This window comes from Candidatus Mesenet endosymbiont of Agriotes lineatus (assembly GCF_964019585.1).
Lineage (GTDB): Bacteria > Pseudomonadota > Alphaproteobacteria > Rickettsiales > Anaplasmataceae > Mesenet.
On sequence record NZ_OZ026454.1, the window covers coordinates 640,603 to 662,713 of the forward strand.

General features: G+C 32.8%; 17 protein-coding genes, 1 other RNA gene and 1 pseudogene. 9 read left to right on the forward strand and 10 right to left on the reverse strand.

The genetic code is table 11. The features are described 5' to 3' along the window. Positions 1 to 217: 217 nt before the first annotated feature. The 3 genes and pseudogenes from AACL19_RS03035 to rnpB form a co-directional block, all read right to left on the reverse strand. Positions 218 to 507 (reverse strand): annotated as a pseudogene (locus tag AACL19_RS03035) (IS256 family transposase); the annotation flags it as partial. A gap of 205 nt (positions 508 to 712) precedes the next feature. After that, positions 713 to 907, reverse strand: a complete 195-nt coding sequence (locus AACL19_RS03040; RefSeq protein WP_339046552.1) for a hypothetical protein — start codon at positions 905 to 907, stop codon at positions 713 to 715. Between the two features lie 909 nt (positions 908 to 1,816). Beyond that, positions 1,817 to 2,170, reverse strand: an RNA gene (rnpB, locus tag AACL19_RS03045) — RNase P RNA component class A. 111 nt (positions 2,171 to 2,281) lie between these two features. On the opposite strand from rnpB, the gene AACL19_RS03050 reads away from it, so the two are divergent. Continuing rightward, complete coding sequence (locus AACL19_RS03050) at positions 2,282 to 3,514, forward strand: sugar phosphate nucleotidyltransferase (protein WP_339046554.1); 1,233 nt, start codon at positions 2,282 to 2,284, stop codon at positions 3,512 to 3,514. A 20-nt stretch (positions 3,515 to 3,534) separates the two neighbouring features. On the opposite strand, the gene hslU is transcribed toward AACL19_RS03050, so the two are convergent. Both hslU and hslV read right to left on the reverse strand, forming a co-directional pair. Beyond that, positions 3,535 to 5,067, reverse strand: a complete 1,533-nt coding sequence (gene hslU, locus AACL19_RS03055; protein ID WP_339046556.1) for an ATP-dependent protease ATPase subunit HslU — start codon at positions 5,065 to 5,067, stop codon at positions 3,535 to 3,537. Between the two features lie 7 nt (positions 5,068 to 5,074). Continuing rightward, positions 5,075 to 5,629 (reverse strand): ATP-dependent protease subunit HslV, encoded by a 555-nt coding sequence (gene hslV / locus AACL19_RS03060; protein WP_339046558.1) that lies wholly within the window; start codon positions 5,627 to 5,629, stop codon positions 5,075 to 5,077. Between the two features lie 131 nt (positions 5,630 to 5,760). On the opposite strand from hslV, the gene gshA reads away from it, so the two are divergent. After that, entirely contained in the window at positions 5,761 to 6,915 is a 1,155-nt protein-coding gene (gene gshA / locus AACL19_RS03065; RefSeq protein ID WP_339046662.1) for a glutamate--cysteine ligase, read from the forward strand. Between the two features lie 186 nt (positions 6,916 to 7,101). Here gshA and AACL19_RS03070 read toward each other — a convergent pair whose 3' ends face one another. Then, positions 7,102 to 7,374 carry an ankyrin repeat domain-containing protein gene (locus tag AACL19_RS03070; RefSeq protein WP_339046560.1) on the reverse strand — a complete coding sequence of 91 codons (273 nt, stop codon included), beginning with the start codon at positions 7,372 to 7,374 and terminating at the stop codon, positions 7,102 to 7,104. A gap of 446 nt (positions 7,375 to 7,820) precedes the next feature. Here AACL19_RS03070 and AACL19_RS03075 point away from each other — a divergent pair, with 446 nt between their 5' ends. Then, complete coding sequence (locus tag AACL19_RS03075; protein ID WP_339046562.1) at positions 7,821 to 8,342, forward strand: gamma carbonic anhydrase family protein; 522 nt, start codon at positions 7,821 to 7,823, stop codon at positions 8,340 to 8,342. A 114-nt stretch (positions 8,343 to 8,456) separates the two neighbouring features. Continuing rightward, positions 8,457 to 9,632: a phosphoglycerate kinase gene (locus AACL19_RS03080; RefSeq protein ID WP_339046564.1), complete on the forward strand. Its 1,176-nt coding sequence runs from the start codon at positions 8,457 to 8,459 to the stop codon at positions 9,630 to 9,632. Positions 9,633 to 9,678: 46 nt separating this feature from the next. On the opposite strand, the gene AACL19_RS03085 is transcribed toward AACL19_RS03080, so the two are convergent. Next, positions 9,679 to 10,527 (reverse strand): hypothetical protein, encoded by an 849-nt coding sequence (locus AACL19_RS03085; protein WP_339046566.1) that lies wholly within the window; start codon positions 10,525 to 10,527, stop codon positions 9,679 to 9,681. A gap of 251 nt (positions 10,528 to 10,778) precedes the next feature. On the opposite strand from AACL19_RS03085, the gene AACL19_RS03090 reads away from it, so the two are divergent. Continuing rightward, a complete protein-coding gene (locus tag AACL19_RS03090; RefSeq protein WP_410519877.1) occupies positions 10,779 to 13,739 on the forward strand; it encodes a phosphoribosylformylglycinamidine synthase subunit PurL in 2,961 nt (986 codons plus the stop codon). Between the two features lie 46 nt (positions 13,740 to 13,785). Here AACL19_RS03090 and AACL19_RS03095 read toward each other — a convergent pair whose 3' ends face one another. Both AACL19_RS03095 and AACL19_RS03100 read right to left on the reverse strand, forming a co-directional pair. Continuing rightward, complete coding sequence (locus AACL19_RS03095; RefSeq protein WP_339046570.1) at positions 13,786 to 14,763, reverse strand: glycosyltransferase; 978 nt, start codon at positions 14,761 to 14,763, stop codon at positions 13,786 to 13,788. Between the two features lie 307 nt (positions 14,764 to 15,070). Then, positions 15,071 to 15,211: a hypothetical protein gene (locus AACL19_RS03100; RefSeq protein ID WP_339045751.1), complete on the reverse strand. Its 141-nt coding sequence runs from the start codon at positions 15,209 to 15,211 to the stop codon at positions 15,071 to 15,073. A gap of 427 nt (positions 15,212 to 15,638) precedes the next feature. Between AACL19_RS03100 and AACL19_RS03105 the strand changes: the two genes are divergently transcribed. Then, a complete protein-coding gene (locus AACL19_RS03105) occupies positions 15,639 to 16,055 on the forward strand; it encodes a hypothetical protein (protein WP_339046572.1) in 417 nt (138 codons plus the stop codon). Positions 16,056 to 16,304: 249 nt separating this feature from the next. Here the strand turns inward: AACL19_RS03105 and AACL19_RS03110 are convergent, their stop codons facing one another. Next, positions 16,305 to 16,457 carry a hypothetical protein gene (locus AACL19_RS03110; protein ID WP_339046574.1) on the reverse strand — a complete coding sequence of 51 codons (153 nt, stop codon included), beginning with the start codon at positions 16,455 to 16,457 and terminating at the stop codon, positions 16,305 to 16,307. 505 nt (positions 16,458 to 16,962) lie between these two features. Here AACL19_RS03110 and AACL19_RS03115 point away from each other — a divergent pair. The 3 genes from AACL19_RS03115 to leuS all read left to right on the forward strand — a co-directional run bounded on the left by AACL19_RS03115 (position 16,963) and on the right by leuS (position 20,703). After that, positions 16,963 to 17,508, forward strand: a complete 546-nt coding sequence (locus tag AACL19_RS03115) for a hypothetical protein (protein ID WP_339046576.1) — start codon at positions 16,963 to 16,965, stop codon at positions 17,506 to 17,508. Between the two features lie 48 nt (positions 17,509 to 17,556). Then, a complete protein-coding gene (locus AACL19_RS03120; protein WP_339046578.1) occupies positions 17,557 to 18,123 on the forward strand; it encodes a hypothetical protein in 567 nt (188 codons plus the stop codon). A gap of 129 nt (positions 18,124 to 18,252) precedes the next feature. Next, positions 18,253 to 20,703 (forward strand): leucine--tRNA ligase, encoded by a 2,451-nt coding sequence (leuS, locus tag AACL19_RS03125; RefSeq protein ID WP_339046580.1) that lies wholly within the window; start codon positions 18,253 to 18,255, stop codon positions 20,701 to 20,703. Positions 20,704 to 22,111 lie beyond the last annotated feature (1,408 nt).

A 22,111-nucleotide genomic window follows, 5' to 3' on the forward strand; every position in this document is an offset into this window, starting at 1 on the left:
GATCTAGTTGTTTTCTAGTAATCCTAATTTTAGTTTTAATATTTTAACTATTTTGCAGGGAGTGTTCTCCAAACTGGGTCAAAAACTCAACTAAATTTTCAATCTGTTAGGAAAGAAGGTATCAAAAAGCCCAATTTGATATAGTCCAATTTTGCTCTATTTTTTTATAGCACCAAGGCATTTGTAATTGGTTTTTTCCTGATTTCTATGGGATTGGTAGTATAAACCTAACCGGATCTGAGTACTTAAAATAGCCAGTTTCCCAATTATTTTGCCATAGGATTCCCCATTTTTCTTCTAATTCAAGCATTCAGCTATTTCTCTATTTGAAGCCTTTCTTCAAATCATTCATTTTGCTGGATACATATTTTAATGAGTTCCTTATCTCATATACAATTGCACTTCTGCATTGGTTGTTTATGGCTGTAGGAAAGCTTTTAATACACAAATTCCACACTTTGAGATCATTCCCTAACCAAAACCTTCGCTTTCAGCTAGATAAAAACCTCTTTTTTTCCTGTCTTTTGGCCGTTCTATTGGTTGTTCTGTAACATCTGCTAATATCTTCAAAATTCTTTCTGGCGTCATAGTTCTGTCCTTTTTTTTTGAGATTTTTTTAGCCAAAAGTGGTTCCATTTTCTTGAGTAATCGGCAGATGTTTGAGTTATACAAGTTGAATCGGTAACTCAAGAATCGGTGTGTTATGTAAGTTCTATATTACAGAATTATACAAAGTATTTTGTCTTCCAACACAGGCTATTTTGATGTTCTTCCATTTCCGTTTTTTAACTTTCTCCCACTCTGGGCACACTTTTTCTATAACCTTTTCGAATTTTCTTATTATCAGACCTGTTACATCTCGAAAATTCCTCGGATGTTCTTTTATATTATGGTAATTTATGCTCATCTTGCCTCACTTTTTCTTGCTCTATCTCTCTTTATATAACCATTTCTCCTCTTTTGCACCAGGTCTTAAGATATTATGGGACAGATATTACACAAACGCGCCAATACGCTGTGCGAGCAGTTAAGTAAACAATATAACCTAAATCCTAAAACGATCTTAAAATAGAAACTTCTATAGAACTATGGGCCCTAAGTACCATTTTATCTGAATTAGTATTTTTTCCGTCAAAAGACTGTTTAGATGATTGTTTTATTGCTCTTAAACAACACATTCCTACCTTATCTTACAGTAACTTGCATCGTTGCTTAAAAAGACATAATCTTTGCCTAAAAAGAATACTAAGCCAGAAACTTCAAAAAATATGATATCGGTTATTTTCATGTTGATATTTGTGAAGCGCGAACAAAAGAGGAGAAAGTTTATATTTATGTAGGAATATTGTAAATATGTTTATGCTGAGTTCTCCCATAGGCTGCTATTTTCTTGAAAATTTGCTGTGCCTTATAAGGTTCATAAGGTCCTCACTGTATTCAATTCTCCTATTCTTTGCTTAAAACCCCCCCCCTAAAGACAAAATTCATGACTTCGATATAGTGTGTAAGAAATTCAACATTAAGTTCATTGGATAAATGGACAGGTAGAAAGAATGAATAGAACTATTAAACAAGCCACAGTTAACATTATGAAACAACTGAAGTTTATAATTTCTTGAAAGCTATGCTCAAAAACTCAAGACCCTCAACACCTATGGAAAAAATATTGTCTGAATACAACCTAACATTTTTCATTTAAATCCTTACCATTACTTGATGGGACTAAACAACTAGTAAAGCAAGTTTTAAAACCCAGAAATATTAGTATATTATACTAAAGTTAAGATAAAGGTATTAACCCACCTACCTAATTACATACCTAGGGCAAGCTATAAGCCGGGTTCTGTTTTTGTGGCTATTTATCTATGATAAGTTTTGCAACTTATCTTTAGCGGCCCACCCAGGTAAATATGAGGAAAAACATAAAACTTACCCTTATTTAACCTTGCTCCTGGTGTTGGTTACTTCAGCCACTACATGTTGCCATGAATGCGGTGTGCTCTTACCACCCCTTTTCACCCTTACCTAAATATAGGCGGTATTTTCTGTAGCCCTGTAACTAGAGTTACCTCCGACGGACATTATCCGTCACCATTTTTCCTTGGAGCCCGGACTTTCCTCTATTATTCAATCATTGCTGATAAATAACAGCAGCCACACACTTCCCCTAGGCCTTTACATTATAGAGATTTATAGAACAAAATCAACTTTATTTAAAAATATTTATATTGATATAAATTATATTTAAAAATATAATTTAAGTTTAAAGTTTTTAATAAATATGCCTATACAACCTGTATTACTCTGTGGTGGTATGGGAAGTAGGCTATGGCCCATCTCTCAACCTCCCAAACAATTTTGTAAAGTATTTAGTGATAACACTATGTTATACAACACCTTATCTAGACTCCATAAGAGTTATAACTCCCCAATAATTACAACAAACATTACACATGAATTCCTAATAACTAAGGAAATAGAATCTATTTATCTGCAAAAACCAACAATAATATTAGAACCCATCCAAATTGGAACAGCCGCTTCTATATTGGTTGCTATAGCAGATTGCTGTGATGACACTATTGTTATAGTACTACCTGTAGATCATTATATAGAAAATAAAGTAGATTTTCAAAAGTGCTTAGAGCAAGCAATTACAACAGCAAAAAGTAACGAAGTTGTGGTAATCATTGGCAGTAAATCCAATTATTTTAGTTCCTGGTTTGGTTATATTAATGCTACCTACAATGACATTATAGGTTGTTATAGCGTAAATGAATTTATTGAAAAACCTTTAAGTATTCCTTCTGGAGAATACTTTTGGAACTTAGGCATTTTTATATTTAAAGCAAAGTATTATTTTAGCGAAATTGCGAAACTTGCGCCCAATGTTTATAAAACATGCATAGAAAGCAGAAAGAACTCGACAATACAGAATAATCTAGTGTATTTAAAAAAAGAAGATTTTATGCAAACTCATCCTACTTCTTTCGATTGTATGATAATGCAGAAGACAAGAAACTCTTTAATGGTAGAAGCTACTTTTGACTGGGTGGATATTGGTACTTGGAATGGCATATTGTCAATTGTAGAAAGACTAATTAAAAATTATTTTAGTAGCTCAGTGCTTTATTATATGCGAGATATAATATCAGATAATATTAAAGTAAAAGAAAAAGTAGTAAAGCCATGGGGATTTTATAGTATAATTGCAAAAAGGGAAAAATTTTTAATAAAATACCTACATATTAATCCTGCAAGTGCTACTTCAATGCAAGTACATAAACATAGAGATGAGTATTGTATAATAGTATCTGGAAATGCATGTATTACACTAAATGCCAAAGTAAGTACTATTAATGCAAGTACAGTAATTGAGATTCCTAAGCTAAACGTGCATAGAATAGGAAATAGAAGTAATAACAATGACCTACAAATTATAGAAATACAGATAGGTGATTATATTTCTGAAGATGACATAATAAGACTATTTGACGACTATGGAAGAGCTTAATTATACATATTATAAAGAAGCTAAAGTATAAACTTAGATAGATCAGGTTGATTAGAGATCGTATCAAGTTTTTTCTTTACATACTGACAGTCTATTATAAATTTTTCACCATTTTTATCAGGTGCAGAAAAACTTATTTCCTCTACAAGCTTTTCCATAACAGTATGAAGTCTTCTTGCACCTATATTTTCCACTTTAATATTTACATTATATGCAACTTCAGCTATAGTTTCAATGCTATCATCAGTAAAATTAAGTTCTATTCCTTCTGTCTTCATAAGTGCAATATATTGTTTAATTAAGCTTGATTCGGGCTCTTTTAGAACTCTAACTAGATCCTTCTGGCTTAAAGGTTTAAGTTCCACTCTAATAGGCAACCTGCCTTGCAATTCAGGTAAAAGGTCTGAAGGCTTAGATAAATGGAATGCACCAGATGCGATAAATAGTATGTGGTCTGTTTTTACTGTGCCATACTTTGTGGATACAGTCGTACCTTCAAGTAAAGGTAACAGATCACGTTGCACTCCTTCTCTATTTACCTCACCTCTTACTTCTGTACGTGCTGCAATTTTGTCAACCTCATCTAAAAATACTATACCATCATTACTCACAAGCTTTATAGCTTCTTTTATTACATTATCCTCATCTATTAATCTTTCACTCTCTTCACTTATTAGTATTTCACGTGCTTCTTTAATTTTTACTTTTATAGTTTTTAATTTTTTACTACCACCAAACATTTTACCTACAACTTCACTAATATTCATGATACCCAGCTGTCCTCCTGGCATTCCTGGTATATCAAAAGTAGGTACTATATTTTTATTTTCTTTAATGTTTATCGATATTTCCCAATCTTCAAATTCTTTGTTCCTAAGCCTTTTACGAAAAACTCTTCTGCTTTCTTTGCTAGCATCTTCACCAACCAGTACATTTAATATTATCCTCTCACAAGAGGCTTCTGCTTTTTTAATAAAAGCTTTACGAAACTTTTCTTTTACTAAAGTTATCGCTATATCCATAAGATCACGAATAATTGAATCTACATCACGCCCAACATATCCGATTTCAGTAAACTTTGTTGCCTCTACCTTAATAAATGGTGCCCCAGCAAGCTTTGCTAAACGACGAGCTATCTCTGTTTTACCAATACCAGTATGACCTATCATTAAGATATTTTTTGGTATAATTTCATCACATAGTGGTTGTGGTACCTTACTGCGACGCCAGCGATTTCTTAGAGCAATAGCAACAGCACGCTTTGCATCGCCTTGTCCTATAATAAACCTATCTAATTCTTTTACTATTTCCTTAGGAGATAAATGATATAATCCCTGTTCTTCATTACTGGTATCATCTTCTTTTAAATTCTCATCCTCCTCAAGATCCTTATTTTCTACAACTTCATCAACAAAACCCTCATCTTCTTTGAAATCTCTATTCTCTATTGCACTTGATTTTTCTTTTTCTTGCTGAGTTTGGATAGGAATATTCCTGTAAGGATAATTTAGAGTGTAATATAATAAGTGAAAAAATCTAATTTTAAAAGACATATCATTCCTATTTTTCTTTCAATTCCTCAATAATAATATTATTATTAGTATAAACACAAATATTAGCAGCTATTTTCATTGCTCTCTCTGCTATATCTTTTAGTGTCATATCTTTAATACCGATTAACGCTCTTGCAGCAGCTAAAGCAAAGTTACCACCAGAACCTATAGCAGCAATACCATCTTCTGGTTCAAGAACATCACCAGTACCAGTAACTACAAGTGATATAGACTTATCTACAACAATCATCATAGCTTCAAGTCTTCTCAGATACTTATCTGTTCTCCAATCTTTAGCTAGCTCAACGCAAGCTCTCATCAATTGTCCTGGATGCTTATCAAGTTTAGATTCTAACCTTTCAAAAAGAGTAAAAGCATCCGCAGTTGCACCAGCAAATCCAGTTACTACTGAACCATTTGCACAGCTTCTAACTTTCCTAGCTTTTGCTTTCATAACAGTATGACCAAGTGACACCTGCCCATCACCAGCTATAACTACATGCTCCCCTCGTCTTACTGATAGGATCGTTGTACCATATATCTTATTACTATCGTGACTCATCCACTTTCTAAACTAAAATTTTACTATATAAAGATTTTTATGAAAATCCATATTAATAATTTAAATAATTATATTTTAACTACTTTCAAGATAGTATTATAGTCTATTTTTTCAAAAAGGGTTTGCAATTGATACAAAACATTATCAATCTTATTTCTTCTTTGATAAAGAGGAAAGAATCAGATATAAACAACTGGTTTGAGGAAAGTTTTAAAAATTTTAAACCTCCATTTTATAGTTCTGTAGATCTTAGAAATTCTGGCTATAAGATTGCACCAGTAGATGTAAATCTGTTTCCAGCAGGGTATAATAATTTAAATAAAGAATCGCAGACCCTTGCTTCTGAACTTGTACAAAAATACTTATTAAAATATAAAAAGGTTTTGATTTTACCTGAAAATCATACACGTAATACTAATTATATAGCTAACTTAGCTGCTCTTAAAAATATTTTTGAACTTGCTGGAATTGAAGCGTATGTACATCACAAAAATCTAGATTCAGCATTTTTAGCTCTTAAAAAAGATGACAACCTGCTTATAACAGAAGCAGGTTTTATGCCAGATTTAATTGTAATTAATAATGATATGACAGGTGGTATTCCAGAAGCTTTAGAAAATATAAAGCAAGATATAATACCTTCACCTTTACTTGGGTGGCACAACAGAAATAAATCAAGATATTTTGAAATTTACAAAAACGTCATTTTGGAATTTTGTAGCGAATTTGAACTAGATGAGTGGCTAATATCCGCTTATACAACTGGCTGCAAGAATATTGATTTTGCCACAAATCAAGGATTAGAAGCAGTAGCTGCAGCAGTTGATGATATGATAACTAAAATAAAAGATAAATTTCAGGTTTACAATATCAAAGAGCAACCGTATGTGTTAATAAAAGCTGATAAAGGAACCTATGGCATGGGCATTATGACAGTGACTAGTGCAGAAGATATATTACAAATTAACAAAAAAAATAGAAATAAGATGAATAAAATAAAAGATGGTGTTAAAGTCAATAGTGTGATAGTTCAGGAAGGAGTACCCACCCTTGACCGCTTTCATGGAGGTGCAGCAGAACCCTTGATATATTATGTAGGAGGTTGCCCAGTATGTTATTTATTTCGCTATAACAACAATAAAGATAAATATTCCAACTTAAATTCCTTAGGCTGTAATTTTATTGACGTTAGCTCTATCACAGAAAAAAAGACTTTATTGGTTTGGAGCTTAATCAGTAAATTAGCAGTATTGGCTGCAGCAAAAGAATCACGCTCATTTAATTAATTTTAGTATTTTTTTATGTATAAAAAAATACTACCGAAAAATAAAGCTCTAATTTATAATTAATACTATAAACTTTACTTCTGAAGTTGTAAAAGGAGCATCAGAAGTAAAACTTGAGACTTTATAGAATATAAGCTCTAAAGAGAGCTTATATTCTATAAAAAATGTAGCAAAAACCTAAAGTGCCTACATTAATATACATTCTTCTTTGTCCTTTTTACCCTTACTCTGTTTTTTTTGATTACTACAACTACACTTATCTAAGCTAGAACTAGGTCTACCATAAGCATCATCAGTTGCCCCCCACCTCCTAAGATCGTCAGCCATTTCTTTATGTTTAAAAAATTCAGCACTTCCTAATGGAGTTTTATTACCATACGCGCGATGATTAAGATTTGCCCCTTTCTCCTTACAGAACTCGGCAGTTTTTGTATTGCCACTTTGAGCAGCAGCACACAAAAAGTCTCCATATATTTTTTTAGGATTTTCCTCTACCCGCTTTGCAAACCAATCTACTTGTTTTTCTGCCCCTGCCCTGTTACCTTCTTCAAGGCTTGAAGATACTCTTTGGTAGGTTTGAGGAAATATTACACCATTACCAAGTTTTGACCAACATTTTGGCTTGTTATCTTAACTACTATTCATTTATTCCCCCTTTATTCTATAATTAATATATCATGATAAAGGGTATTTAAAAAGCCCAAATGTTGCTAAGGTAATACTATAATATTGTAAATTATATGGTTTTTACAAATTTTCTTCTCTATCGGCTATATCAACAAATACATTTCAGCATCATTTTTTTGTTACACAAGAAGATTTAGATTGGAATAAGCAAATAAAAACTAGTATATTAAAATGATGTTTTAGCTTTAGAAATTTTTATTTAAAATTATATAAGTTATATGGCCAGCATTGTTAGATATGAAAAGTTTTCACCAAAAATAGGAGAAGGGACCTTTATTGCTAAGGGGGTGTACATTATTGGTAAGGTGGAAATAGGTAAAAACGTAAGTGTTTGGTATAATTCTATTCTTAGAGGAGATGTGGGATCTATTTATATTGGTGATGGAAGCAATGTTCAAGATGGCACCATAATTCATGTAGATAGAGTAGGAGGTGATACTAAAATTGGTAATATGGTTACAATTGGTCACGGCTGCATTCTTCATGCTTGCACTGTTTGCGATAGAGTGCTAATTGGCATGGGGTCAATTATTATGAACAATGCTACTATTGAATCAAATAGTATAATAGCAGCTGGTTCGTTGGTTACAGAAGGAAAAATAGTAAAGAGTGGAGAAGTTTGGGCTGGCCGTCCAGCAAAGCTACTACGTAAAATATTGCAGGAGGAGATAGAAAATATTAATATTTCTGCAGCAAATTATATAGAATTAAGTAAACAATATATGGAGAATGATGGATAAATTGTCTGTGATACTTTCAGAGTTACAAACATGGATGATCAACGGTTTGTACTTATTTAGCGCTTTTATAAAAGAAGTGTGGGATTCTTTCGTTGGGTCTTTCTTTAGTTAATTATGATCATTCAAGATTGTGATGTAAGTGGTAAGGTTGTCTTGCTTAGGGTTGATTTTAACGTGCCTATCGTTGATAGTACTATTCAAGATTTAACTCGTGTATTAAGAGTGATTCCTACAGTTAATCATCTAGTAAGTTCAAATGCCAAGACAATAATAATATCCCATCTTGGGCGCCCTAAAGGTAGAGATGACAGTCTTTCACTACAGCAAGTGATTGAACCTTTATCTAAGCTACTGAACAGGCAAGTTAGTTTTATTGATGACTGTATAGGCGATAAAGTAAATACGGCAGTAAAGTCAATGGTCCCAGGAGATGTGGTATTGCTTGAAAACTTAAGGTTTTATTCTGAAGAAGAGTTAAATGATATAGATTTTGCAAAAAAGTTGTCGTCAGTAGCTGATATATATGTTAATGATGCTTTTTCTTGTTCTCATCGTAATCATGCTTCTATCACTCAAGTAACAAAATTTTTACCTGCATATGCTGGCTTTTGCTTGCAGGACGAAGTGAATCATTTGGAAGAAATAATATCTTGTAAGTACAAACCTACGGTAGCTATAGTTGGTGGTGCTAAAATAGCAACTAAAATAAATCTGCTACTTAATTTAGCTCAAAAAGTGGAGTTTTTAATTCTTGGTGGAGCAATTGCTAATAATTTTTTATTAGCTCAAAGTTTTGATATAGGAAAATCTCTGTATGAAAAAGATGCAGAGAATATCTCTATTGAAGTAATAAAAATGGCAGCACAAAATAATTGCAAAATAGTTTTACCTAAAGATGTTTTAGTTGCAAAAGATGCAAATTACAAACTTGGGCTCGTTAGAGGTGATTTAAGTTCTGTTTTAGATGATGATGTAATACTTGATATAGGATCTAAAACTTTAGACGAGATAAGGAAAATACTACTCAGCTGTGAAGCAGTTTTGTGGAATGGTCCTTTAGGTGCTTTTGAGTATCCAGCTTTTTCTAATGGTACTTTTCAGGTAGCAAGGGAAATTGCTGGCTTAACAAAGACAAAGAAAATAAAAAGCATAGTAGGCGGTGGTGACAGTTTGTCGGCAATACATGCTGCTAAAATTAATATAGAGGATTTTACTTATGTATCTACTGGTGGTGGGGCCTTTTTGCAATATATAAGTGGTGATGAAATGCCTGGGTTTTGTGATTTTTAATTTTAGCTTTAAAAAGAATTTATGAAAATTAGATCTTATAACTAAATTATATAACATTTTGTGAGTGTTTTATAAGGTTTTCTATGCAAATTTGCTGCAGACTAGGCATTGGCAATTTTTTATTTTCTTTGTAAGAAAATACTCCTCTTAGTAGATAATCAAGATTGCACTCTCGTTGAAACTTAGCTTGAATTACTGGTTCTATTTTATGCTTAAAGCAGTTCAAGACAGAATCTTTTATGTGTTCTTCATTAGAAATGTCTTTAACTTTAATAAAGCCGGTTTCATATAAAGCTAATGTCATACCCAAGCATTGTTTTATCTTACTTCTACTATCAGGTTCTATTTCTGTCATATTTAGTGTAAATTCTAGAATGTTACGTACATAATTATTTTGAGAATAGATATTAATTATATAATCTACATTGCGGCTATTTTGTAGGGCAACTTTTAGTAATTCAACATCATTTTTTATTTTATTGAATATATTATCATTAATACCGAATATTCTTTCAACATCAAAACAATTGTACCTTTGAACTTTTAGAATACGTCTAATATTATCATGCTTTGTTCTCCTACTGCTTTTTTCTGTACTGGAAATTTCGTCGTTTATCCTATAATTTGGTAGATAGTTGTTATATTGTAAGGCTGTGTTGTGATTATTAGTACTCTCTGCTTGATCTACTGAGTTATTTTCTAAGATTTGTAATATGTTTCCTTGCTCTAATTCTATACTTTGTTCCTGAACAAAAGTAGGTTCACTATCTTTTGCTTCTGTTTCTTGTGATACATTGCCTTTAAATAACTTGCTTATGTATCCATATATGTTTTTTAATATTTTTTGTAATAGTTTTGCACAATTAACTAATCCTCTTTTGAAAGCTTTTAGCATGTTATCCCCCTTTTAGCGTCATATTATACCAATATCATTAAACAGATACTAATCTGGTCAATAATTTTATTTAAAATGCTATTTTAGTAATAAATTGATCTACACCTAGCAAGTAAAGTAAAAGTGTGTTACTTTAAATATCAATAAGTTTTAAAATTAGTATGAGAATAGAAATTTTAAATAAGCATCGGTTTGCAGATGTTTATTTGATAAATTCAATTGATGCTGTATTTTATGAAAAAATTTGCAAAATGCTAGCGCATCCAGTATTAGGGCAATATTGCTACTATGAGCTCGGTAGTTATAATGATCTGCCATCTCAGTATCAATTCATAGATTCAAAAGCAGATTGGGCATTAGAGATTTCATTTTTACCTGGAGTCACTGACAATTTGGGAAACACAGCAAAGCAAATTATATGTGAGCATATTAATATCCAAACGTTGAATGTTAAAAGCGCTAAACTTATTTTAGGAAAAGGAAATTTGCCAAATATAGATGAGATAAAAAAACAGTTTAACCCTTTAATTCAAAGTTGCAGATTAATTCAAAGATTTGGTGGTTCTTACACATTAAAAAACTATTATAATAGTTCTTTTACTGCTGAAGGAAACATTTCTTCTACTAAAGAGAATATTAATAACACTGTTCAGTATATCAATTTAGAAATTCCAGATGATGAGCTTGAAATGATAGGCACAAGTGGAAATTTAGGCTTGTCATTGCCAGCAATGAAGGCAATTCAAGCTTATTTTCACTCAATGAAGCGCAACCCTTCTGACATAGAGCTAGAAACACTAGCACAGACATGGTCTGAACATTGTAAGCATAACATCTTTTCTGCTCCCATAGATGACATAACAGATGGGTTATATCAACATTATATTAAACGGGCAACTCATGAAATCAATTCAGATATCTGTGTTTCTGTTTTTTCTGATAATGCTGGCGGTATAATTTTTGACGATGATTTTTTAATTGTAGCTAAAGTTGAAACCCATAACAGTCCTTCAGCACTTGACCCTTTTGGTGGTGCAATGACTGGAATTTTAGGGGTTAATAGAGATATTATTGGTTTTGGCAAAGGAGCTAAACCAATTATGAACACTTACTATTTTTGTTTTGCTGAAACAATGCCAGAAAAACTCTATAGAAATAAATGGCATACAAATAGACTCCCTTCGAAACTCGCTTATGATAGGCAAGTGATAGAAACATACGGAACGGAAAACCGGAATGTATTAGACATACATGAGGATTTGAGTACCGGAGTGACACAGCAATTGTCCGCAGAAGTAGAGTTTCGAAAGGAGTCTAATGAAGTTTTACCTCCAGAGTTCATCATGGGTGGTGTCATTCATGGAGTAAATGTTGGTGGCAACTGTTCTGGCATTCCAACTAGTCTAGGTTCAGTATATTTTGATGATAGATTTTGCGGTAAGCCTTTAGTTTTTGTTGGCAGCTTAGGAATTATTCCGCGTAGTATAAATGGTGCACCATCTCACATTAAGCAGCCTAAAAATGGTGATAAAATTGTAATAGTTGGTGGCAAAACTGGCAGAGATGGCATTCATGGAGCAACTTTTTCTTCCTCAGCTTTAACTAGTAATAGTGCTACAACTGTAGTGCAAATTGGCGATCCTATAACGCAGAAAAAGCTCTCTTGCGCTGTTATTGAAGCAAGAGATTTAGGTTTGTACAACTCCATAACAGATAATGGTGCAGGTGGTCTTTCTTCTTCAATTGGTGAGATGGGGAAAGATGGGTTTGAAGTAGATTTAAGCCAAGTATTGCTGAAAAATTGTGACATGGCACCTTGGGAGATATGGATATCAGAATCACAAGAGAGAATGACTTTAGCCGTACCAGCTGAAAAGCTTGAGCTGCTAAAAGAAGTAGTAAAAAAACATGATGTGGAATTATGCGTTATCGGTGAATTTACGGATTCTGGTAGAGCAATTGTAAAATACTCTAAAAAAAATGACAGTGGAATAAAAGAAGGAATAGCTCTGGATATAGATACAGACTTTCTTCATAACGGTAATCCTAAAATACCTCTAAATACAAAAGTTTGGTCAAAACCACCTATAGAAATCAAGAAGAGTTCTAATAACATTCCTTTGGCAACTCAGCTTCATGAAATGATGAAAAGAGCTAATATATGCAGTAAGGAATTTATAGTTGTACAATATGATCATACAGTACAAGCTTCATCAGTGCTTAAGCCTCTGCAAGGTAAGGGGCATGTTTGTGCTGAAGCGGTTGTAATACGCCCTGTTTTATCATCAAAGAGAGGCGTTGTAAAATCACAAGGGTTTGGCTCAAGCTATGGAGAGATTGATACTTATCACATGGCAGCTTGTGCAATTGATACGGCAATACGCAACTACGTGGCAGCTGGTGGAAATATAAATCATCTGGCACTGCTGGATAATTTTTGCTGGTGTGATTCAACAAATCCTGAAAGGTTATGGCAGCTAAAAAAGGCAGCGCAAAGTTGCTATGATTATGCTAAAGGCTTTAATACACCTTTCATTTCCGGTAAAGACAGCATGTTTAATGATTTTAAAGGATATAATAGTAGTGGAGATGAAATTATTATTTCCGCACCTCCTTCGCTGCTAATATCTGCAGTTGGGGTGATAGAAAACATTGAAAATTCAGTATCGCTTGACGTTAAAATACCAGGAGATTTAATCTATGTTTTGGGCACAACTTATAATGAACTAGGTAGATCAGAATATCAGCTATACAGTGGAATTGGTAGCAATAACGTACCAAAAGTTACTGCTCAAAGTGCTAGGCAACTGTACAAAACCTATGGTAGAGCAGTAGAGAAGAAAATAGTTGCTTCAGCTATTGCACCAAACTTAGGAGGATTAATTGTTGCCTTGATTAAATCATTAATTGCTGGGCAGCTAGGAGCGCAAATAGATTTATCTAAAGTAATTTCAAAAGGAATAGAAAATGAAAATATAGCCGATAAAGTGATAATGTTTTCTGAATCACAAAGCCGAATAATTGTAACTATTGCACCTGAAAACAAAAAAGAATTTGAAGAGTTATTTATCGGTATTCCTTGTGTTAATATTGGAGTAATAACTGAAGAAAAATCACTTAATATAAAGGATGTAACAACTATAAATTTAGCTACTTTAGAAGCTAGTTATAAAGAGTTTCACAAACACAATTCTCCACATATTTTTTCATAATGAAACATTTAATTTTAGTAAGCTAACCCCTTCAAATTTTTTAAGCTCACCTACTTCTTTCCTCACTACTTCCTACAGATTCTAATGATGGATTGCTAAGAGAACTAGCTACCTCACTACTAACATAATCTGTTTTATTAAGACCCAGTTTCTTGAGGTCTTGAGGGTTGTTGTAGTCCATATTATAACCCTCTCCCATTTTCATTTTTAGCTTTACAGTTAGTGGCACATCAATACCATAGTTAGAAAATATTTGCTCAAGAACTTGTTGGTTTACTTTATCACTAACTTTATTTTTCAACCTAATACTAAAGTTATTACAACCTATATGTTCTTTTTTAGTATAAGTATAAAGATAGCACACTGGATCTGTTGTTAATATTGGGATAAAATCGGGATTTTTGATCTTGTCTAATATTTTAGTAAAATAACTACTCATGAAATTATTTAAATAATGATTTTCAACATTAGATTTTATCAGCATATTACCTGGAAGTTTAAAAGTATTACTACCCTTTAGAATAACATAAAAAGCAAAACCATTTTTAGTCTCAATATCTCCTATCTCTCCGGTAACCTTAGTATCCATATCAAAATAAATTCCACCTGTAATGTTGATTAGTGGTAGCCTAATTATGTCACTAGCAGCACAAAGTGGGTATGATTTTCCTAGGAACGTATTTTGTTCAAACATCTGCTTATATAAGTCATAAATGCGCTCATCCTGCTTATCAAGCTCCATCTTGTAGACATCAATTTTAAAAAGATTTTTTGTATTACTGTTCCTTTCTAATGCTACTTTTGTTTTAATGTCATCAATACTGATGCTTTCCATGCTATCAATATTTTTTCTATTATTTTCTGGTAAATGTTCTCTACTGTAAACTAGAATAATATCTCGAGATTTGTTTGTCTCTGCAGTTCTTTGTAAGTTACCAAAATATTTTGGTGGAACATCACTGCCAAACCAGATGAAATAGATTGGTAAATTTTTTGAAACAACGTTATCATTATTTTTAAGCATGGGTTATACTATAATTAGTATATTGACTAATATCAAGATAAAATAATTGCTACTATGGATAAGAATGTTAAAAATATCTGGCATTCCCGAAACTTTTGTCATTAACCATAAGGGAAATATTATTGTCACTGGTGATGTAACAGTAAAAGTCTGGGAAGCTAGCAACTGCTTTTAATTACACAAAACACCCGGATAAAAAGAATGATAAAAATGTTAAAAAAAAGAATTGTTCACATCATAAAAAATGTTTAGTTAAGAAAAAAGAATGATAAAAAAATTATCAATAGAGAAAAATTATAAAAAGATGTTATAAAATAGAGTTTATTTTAAGATTAGATTTCTGATACATGTTTTGAACTTTCTTCGACCTTTTATTGTTTTTAGTGCCAATCTGGAGAGAAAGCACATGAACAACATCAGAGAGAGGAGCGTTTTTAGCCCTTTTCACGGATTCCCACCATGAAAGGACTACCAATTGATAATTGGAAGCGCTATGGTTATATGTTTTAAGGCATATAACTATAAGGATATCAACCCTTACTCTAGGCAAAAGAGCCTAAAATAGCTAAAACTATTCAGTAGGTCGCCGAAGATCCTATTCAATATATTCAGATCTTCTTTTCCTATACATCTGCCACTTTAAAGGCCGCCTCTACAGCCTCAATCTCTCCAGATTGGCATTCTCTTTATATCATATATATTCACAACCACGGAAGCAGAATTTTTGCAGATTTTTTAGACCGATAAAATTTGAAATCTCTATGAAAGTTAATCGATTCAATTGCTGGAACTGGTCATAATAATATTATAGCAGGAGGATACAGAGAAGAAGTAAAAGTGGCTCCAGGGGGTTAATAGCACTAAATCAGGAAGGCATGTTTATTGATACTATGAGACACAAATATAATATTCAAAAGCTCTTGGGCACAGATGACACAATTAAGATCAACTTAAAAGGTGATATAAAGTTGAACCAAGAATTTGCAGAGTTAGGAGGTACTGTTAATTTTAGTGATCAAAATTACAGATGGATAGGCTTGGGATTGAATGAATATGAGTTGAGCCAATATAAAGTTAAAGTAACTGATGATTGTGGATGCAAGCCAGATGCAGAAGCTTTTAAGGAACATAGAAAGGACATAATTGTTAAATCAGCACAATCAGAACAAAAGGTTGGCAGTATAAATTTAGCATCTTGGTTCTTTAAAGGTAATAAACTATATTATAATTTGCGTGGTGATGGTAAAGGGTCTCTTTCGGTAGAGGAAGATAATATTTACTTAAAACTGTGATGAACAAAAGCCGTACTATAAATTAGCGCTTTGTGATAAAAACGGTAACATAGCAAAAGAAGCTCAGAAAAGTGAAGATATTATAAGTAAATGTAATATAATTAGTGAATAAAAATGACTTCCTTTAATAGAATCTGAATGATAACCTGTTAGAATGGAGCTTGAAGTTCACTCATTCTGCTCTTCGGTGTATAATCAAAGTTAAAATATATCCCTCTTTCACCTATTGGTTTATTCCATGTTCCAACTTTATTTAGCTCTAGTAGTGCAGCTTTTGGATATGTAAGTAGCATTATAAGTTGCATCATATCCAGACGAAAACCCCATGCGATTATCCGTGTTTGGTAATTTAAAATACTCAGTCATCTTCATATTTTCACCTTCATCATCTACGGAAAGCATACTGGTATTAAATTCAAAATCATTCCACTGTTAAAATTTATTGCTCTGATGTTTGGTGCTAACTTTTCTAGGCCTTGCATTTGTTTATTCTGCTTTTCATTTAAAGTATTACCTAAGTAATATAGGCATATGAGCAGATCTGGTTCCATGTCTACAAGACGCTGACGATGGGGAAAAGTTTCGGTGTTTGGTAAATTCCTGGTTCTGCTTCCTTATTTAAACGATCAGGAGAGAACAATCCATTGCATAAGTATTGATGCATTAGCACCAATGGTGGCTTTAGTTGACATATTATATAATTTAGTTAATAGCAAATTTTAATATTTAATTTGATAAAAAGTGTTGAAAATATATAATAACCCTCTGCTTTTATATGAATTTCGCTAGTTCTAGAATAGATTTGTTAATTAGTATAGTAATACTTTATTACATTTTAGTAATAACTAAACTGATTAAAGTTATTATTAAAATAATTATTTATTTAATCTATCAATGGGAGATTGATATGAGTGGTGTAAATTATGATATATATACAGAACAAACGTTAAAGTTGTATGGGATTTTAGCAGATCTACCACAATATGAAAAGGAATATGCTTTGCAATTCTTAAAAGAGACAGCACAAACTCCTGAAATTATGGACATTACGGGAGCTACTAAAGATCAATCATCACGTTATGTAAATTCTGGAATAGAAAGATTAACATCTAATGATGTAAATAAAGATGATATATCAAATATTGCATTTAAGTCTGCTGATTTTGTGAATAGTTTAGAAATTCAAGATAAGATTAGTAGAAACAAGGGTGGATTAAGTAGTCTTGTAAATAAATTTAAAACTCTTAGCACCAAAAATAAGTTGCTACTTGGAGGTGGAATTTTAGCTGCAGCTCTTGTTACACCATTGCTCCCAGTAGTAGCCTTAGTTGTGCTTACAGTTGCAGTGCTAGGTCTTGGTGGGATGGCGATTGAAAAAGGCACAATAAAGGCAGGTAAAGCAGTAGCACATGGTGCGCAAATTGTAGATAACGCGACAGCACATGAAGTATAGATTGCAGGTAATGCTATAAAGAGTGGTACAGAGATTACTAAAAGGAGAATGTCTGATGCTGCAGAAATTATGGGTAATAAAGGTGAAGATGCTGCTAAGAGAATAAAGCGCAGCTTGAAAGACGCGATTGATCATGTGCCATCTCGGACCTCTAACATAGAAGACTTTTTGAAAAACGCAAGTAGATCTAGTCGTGAATTTAGTAGTTTATCGAGTAAAAGTGAAAGTCAAGTGTACTTCATCGAAAAATACTTGCTTCAAGATGGTACAATTAGTGATAAAAAAGTTCAAGCATTAGAGAACGTACTGAATAATGAAGTAAATGAATCTGAAGTACAGAATTTCTGTCGATTAATAGAAAAGGGTAAAAGTACACACCGTAATGATTACAAAGAGTTTAAAAATCAATTAGACGGACTTACATCTCTTATGAAGGATGATGAACTTCAGAATGCGTTCACAAGTGAGCTTGCCAAGGTAGGTGAACAAGAAAGAAAAAGTGAATTAAAAGAAGAAAAAGCGCAAAAGCAGCCATCATTATCTTTTGTATCTCATATAAAAGGTGAGAGTATTAAGGTAGATAGTATAGCAACACAGCAACAGGTTGCTAGATAAATCTTTATCTTCTAATATGGTCCATAACAATCTCGCTAGATTGTTATGGACTTTAAATTGATAAAAAAAGATAAAATTATACAATACCTTTTTGTTATATAAGCTGAGTTTGCTTTTAGGTATTGATTTATGGAATATAACTTCAAAAGCGTTGAGAAGTTTTTTCAAGAGAAGTGGGATTTCTCAATTAGAATGGATAGCAATAAAAAAAAATGCTATGTGCTTGAGATGTTTCCTTATCCTTCAGGCAATATACACATGGGGCATCTACGCAATTATGCCATAGGTGATGTAATTAGCCGTTATAAAAGGGCATGTGGCTTTAACGTTTTTCATCCAATTGGTTGGGATGCATTTGGCCTCCCAGCTGAGAATGCTGCACGTGATAACAAGATAAACCCTGCGGTATGGACGCAAAATAACATAAGTAATATGAAGAAGCAGCTAAAGTCGATAGGGCTTTCTTATAATTGGGAACATGAGCTTTCCACCTGTGATCATGAGTATTATAAACATGAACAGAAGTTTTTTTTGAGCTTTCTTAAAACTGGTTTGGCTTATCGCAAGGAGGCATGGGTTAATTGGGATCCTATAGATCAGACAGTTTTAGCCAATGAGCAGGTGGTAAATGGAAAAGGATGGAGGTCCGGTGCAATAGTTGAAAAACGTAAATTATCTCAGTGGTTTTTAAAAATTACCGATTTTGCTGATGATTTACTTGAATGCATCGAAACTTTAAAAGGTTGGCCTGAAAAGGTAAAATTAATGCAACAGCAATGGATAGGGCGTTCAGAAGGTTTTATAATTAGTTTTGATATTGTGGGCTCAGACAAAAAGCTAGAGGTGTTTACAACCTCTCCTCACAGTCTATTTGGTGCTTCATTTTGTGCAGTTGCCCCGCAACATCCAATGCTACAAAATATTACAAATACTGAGGTGCTTAAGTATATTCAAGATTGTGGTGAATCTTCAGAAAAAACAGAGAAAACAGGAGTATATACTGGAATTGATGTAAAACACCCATTTTTAGATGAGGTATTACCTATTTACGTTGCTAATTTCGTTTTAATGGAATGTGGCACAGGAGCGATTTTTGGTTGCCCTGCACATGATCAGCGTGATCTAGACTTTGCTCGTAAATATAACCTAAAAGTTACTGCTGTTATACGCCCAAATAATGCAGAAGCAATTGAAATAAAAGATAAGGCATATATAGAAGACGGAATTATGTTTAATTCTGATTTTTTAAACGATTTATCGGCAGAAGAGGCAAAACAAAAAATCGTTGCAAAACTTGAAAGCAAATGCAGAAAAGAAACTAATTATCGTTTGCATGATTGGGGAATATCAAGACAACGTTATTGGGGGTGCCCTATACCTATTATCTATTGTAAAGCTTGTGGCACCGTGCCAGTATCTGAGAAAGAATTGCCTATTACTTTGCCAACTGATGTTGATTTTACAAGTGGCAATCCTCTAAAGAGCCATTCAACTTGGAAATATACAAATTGTCCTAAATGTGGCAATAATGCAGAACGGGAAACAGATACACTCGATACTTTTTTTGAGTCATCTTGGTATTTTGCTGCGTTTTGCAGTAAAGATAAAGGGATTAATAAAGATGCATGTGATTACTTTCTACCAGTTGATTACTATATTGGCGGCATTGAGCATGCAATTTTACACTTGCTTTATTCACGATTTTTTTGTCGTGCACTGAGCAGATGTAGCTACCTAGATATCAAGGAGCCATTTTCAACTCTGATCACACAAGGAATGGTATGTCATGTTACCTATAAAGATGAAAAAGGTAATTGGCTTTTTCCACAGGAAGCAAAAGAACTAACTAAAAAGGGTGAAAAAATAGAGATTGGCAAACTTGAAAAGATGAGCAAATCAAAAAAAAATATTGTTGATCCAAGCTACATAATAGACAAATACGGTGCTGACACCGCACGTCTGTTTGTTTTATCTGATACTCCGCCAGAAAAAGATATGAGATGGTCTGATGAGGGAATGGAGGGTAACTTCCGTTACATAAATAAATTATGGCGCATGGTTATGCAGTTAAAACCAATTAATATCAAGTGTAATAACAACGGTGTTCAGCTAAAGTATAGAAAGGAGTTACATAAGCTACTAAATGGCTTAACTTCTGATTTAGAGAATTGTCAGTTAAATTGTGCTGTTGCTAAATTTCGTGAAATGACAAATTTGATAGCCAGTATAGAGCCAAACTCAGGTAAACATGTTATAGATGAAGGTATATGCATTTTAATTAGAGTGATAGAGCCATTTATACCACATTTAGCTGAAAAATTATGGCAGGAGATAGATGGAGAAGGAATGCTTTGCGATCAAAGTTGGCCTTTAGCTGATAATTCATTATTAGCTCAAGAAATGGTAACAATAGCTGTGCAAGTTAATGGTAAATTACGCACTACAGTTGATGTAGAAAGCAATTTAGATGCTCAAGAATTAAAAAAGTTAGCAGTGTGCGCTGTGGCACAAAAGGTTGATGTAGGCAAAATTAGTAAAATATATGTAGTTCCAGGTAGAATTGTAAATATCGTTATGTAAATAATTAAATTACAGAATACTACTTAAATAGCTATTTGGGAAATTTATCAAGTTTAAAGGTTGTTGAATAAAAAAATAGATGTTGTGACAAAAGTAGTGAGTAATAGAACTAATAGATACCTATTCGGCTTCAGTGTAGTTTTGTGCAAACATGTTCCAACTACTTAAACTAAGCTAAATAGAATGGGTAAAGCGAATCCTATTCTGCATATATCTAAAGTTTTTTTCGATAAGTTGCTTTTAACTATAGCTTTAGCATATTTTGTGCATTCAGATTTCTTGTCTTTCTGTGAACTTTTAACTGAGCCTAGTATTGTGTTATATGTATTCCCCCCTCAATTTGAATATGGTGCTTTATATCACAACCCATCTTGTCCTCTATAGTAGGAGAAACTATCGAATACATACAAGAGACAAAATAGGAACAAATTTTTGCATTCTTAAAAAGCAGGACAATAGTCCGATCTCACACTTGGATATAACTGAAGATCAAGCCCCTAAAATTTACCCTAACGTCAGGACAAAGGAACGAAATCTGATTAAAAATGTTTCCACTGTAGTAGCTGATAATGGCTATATGCTTTTGTAGCCAATCTTAAAAACAAGAAATGCAAATTCCTCCAACAGGAAAGTGCAATGATTGTACAAGTAATTCAGAAAAATAAAAAATTTCAGCAGGATTTTTTGTAGATTTGATAAATGGTTTTTATGGGATTTTTGAATTTCATGGCTGTTCACAGAGCCTATATTACCTGCAAAAACATGATCAATTACAACCAGCTAAAGCTGGTGGTATGAGTTAAAGCTTATAAAGCAAGTTTTAAAATTCAGAGATGTTAAATATGAACTGCTTGCTCTTCAATATATTGCTGTACATCTGTAGAATTTACATTACCAACAGTAACAGCCCAAATATCTTTTTTTAAATTGTTCAAATTCTTGGAATAGCTTTTTAATACATTGTTGGATAGTGGGTGGCATAGAATATGTAGATGGTCAGTTACAATATCTACGTAATTTGTAGCACATTTCTCTACTGCTATTTCACCTGTAAATATCTGTATTTAGTACAAAATACTACATGAAATCAAACGTACTGTGAGAGCTGTGTTTATAAATAAACTAAAGTAGATCTAATACTAAAGCTGAAGCTAATTACATAAACATTTCAATATAAGGCCATTAGCAAAAACAGTAGTTGAATTAACACTTTTTTTCTGTAAAATTATCAGATTTTCTTGCAACAGGATTTCCATTTACAAACACACCATTTAGTACAAATATGTGGTGAGATTTCTATACAATAATCTCCCACACGGATAACTGATTTACTTGTAAGCACATTTTCTTCAATTGAGGTCGATTCTCTGAGCATTTAACCTTTTCTCTAAACTTAACTTTTAGCGTA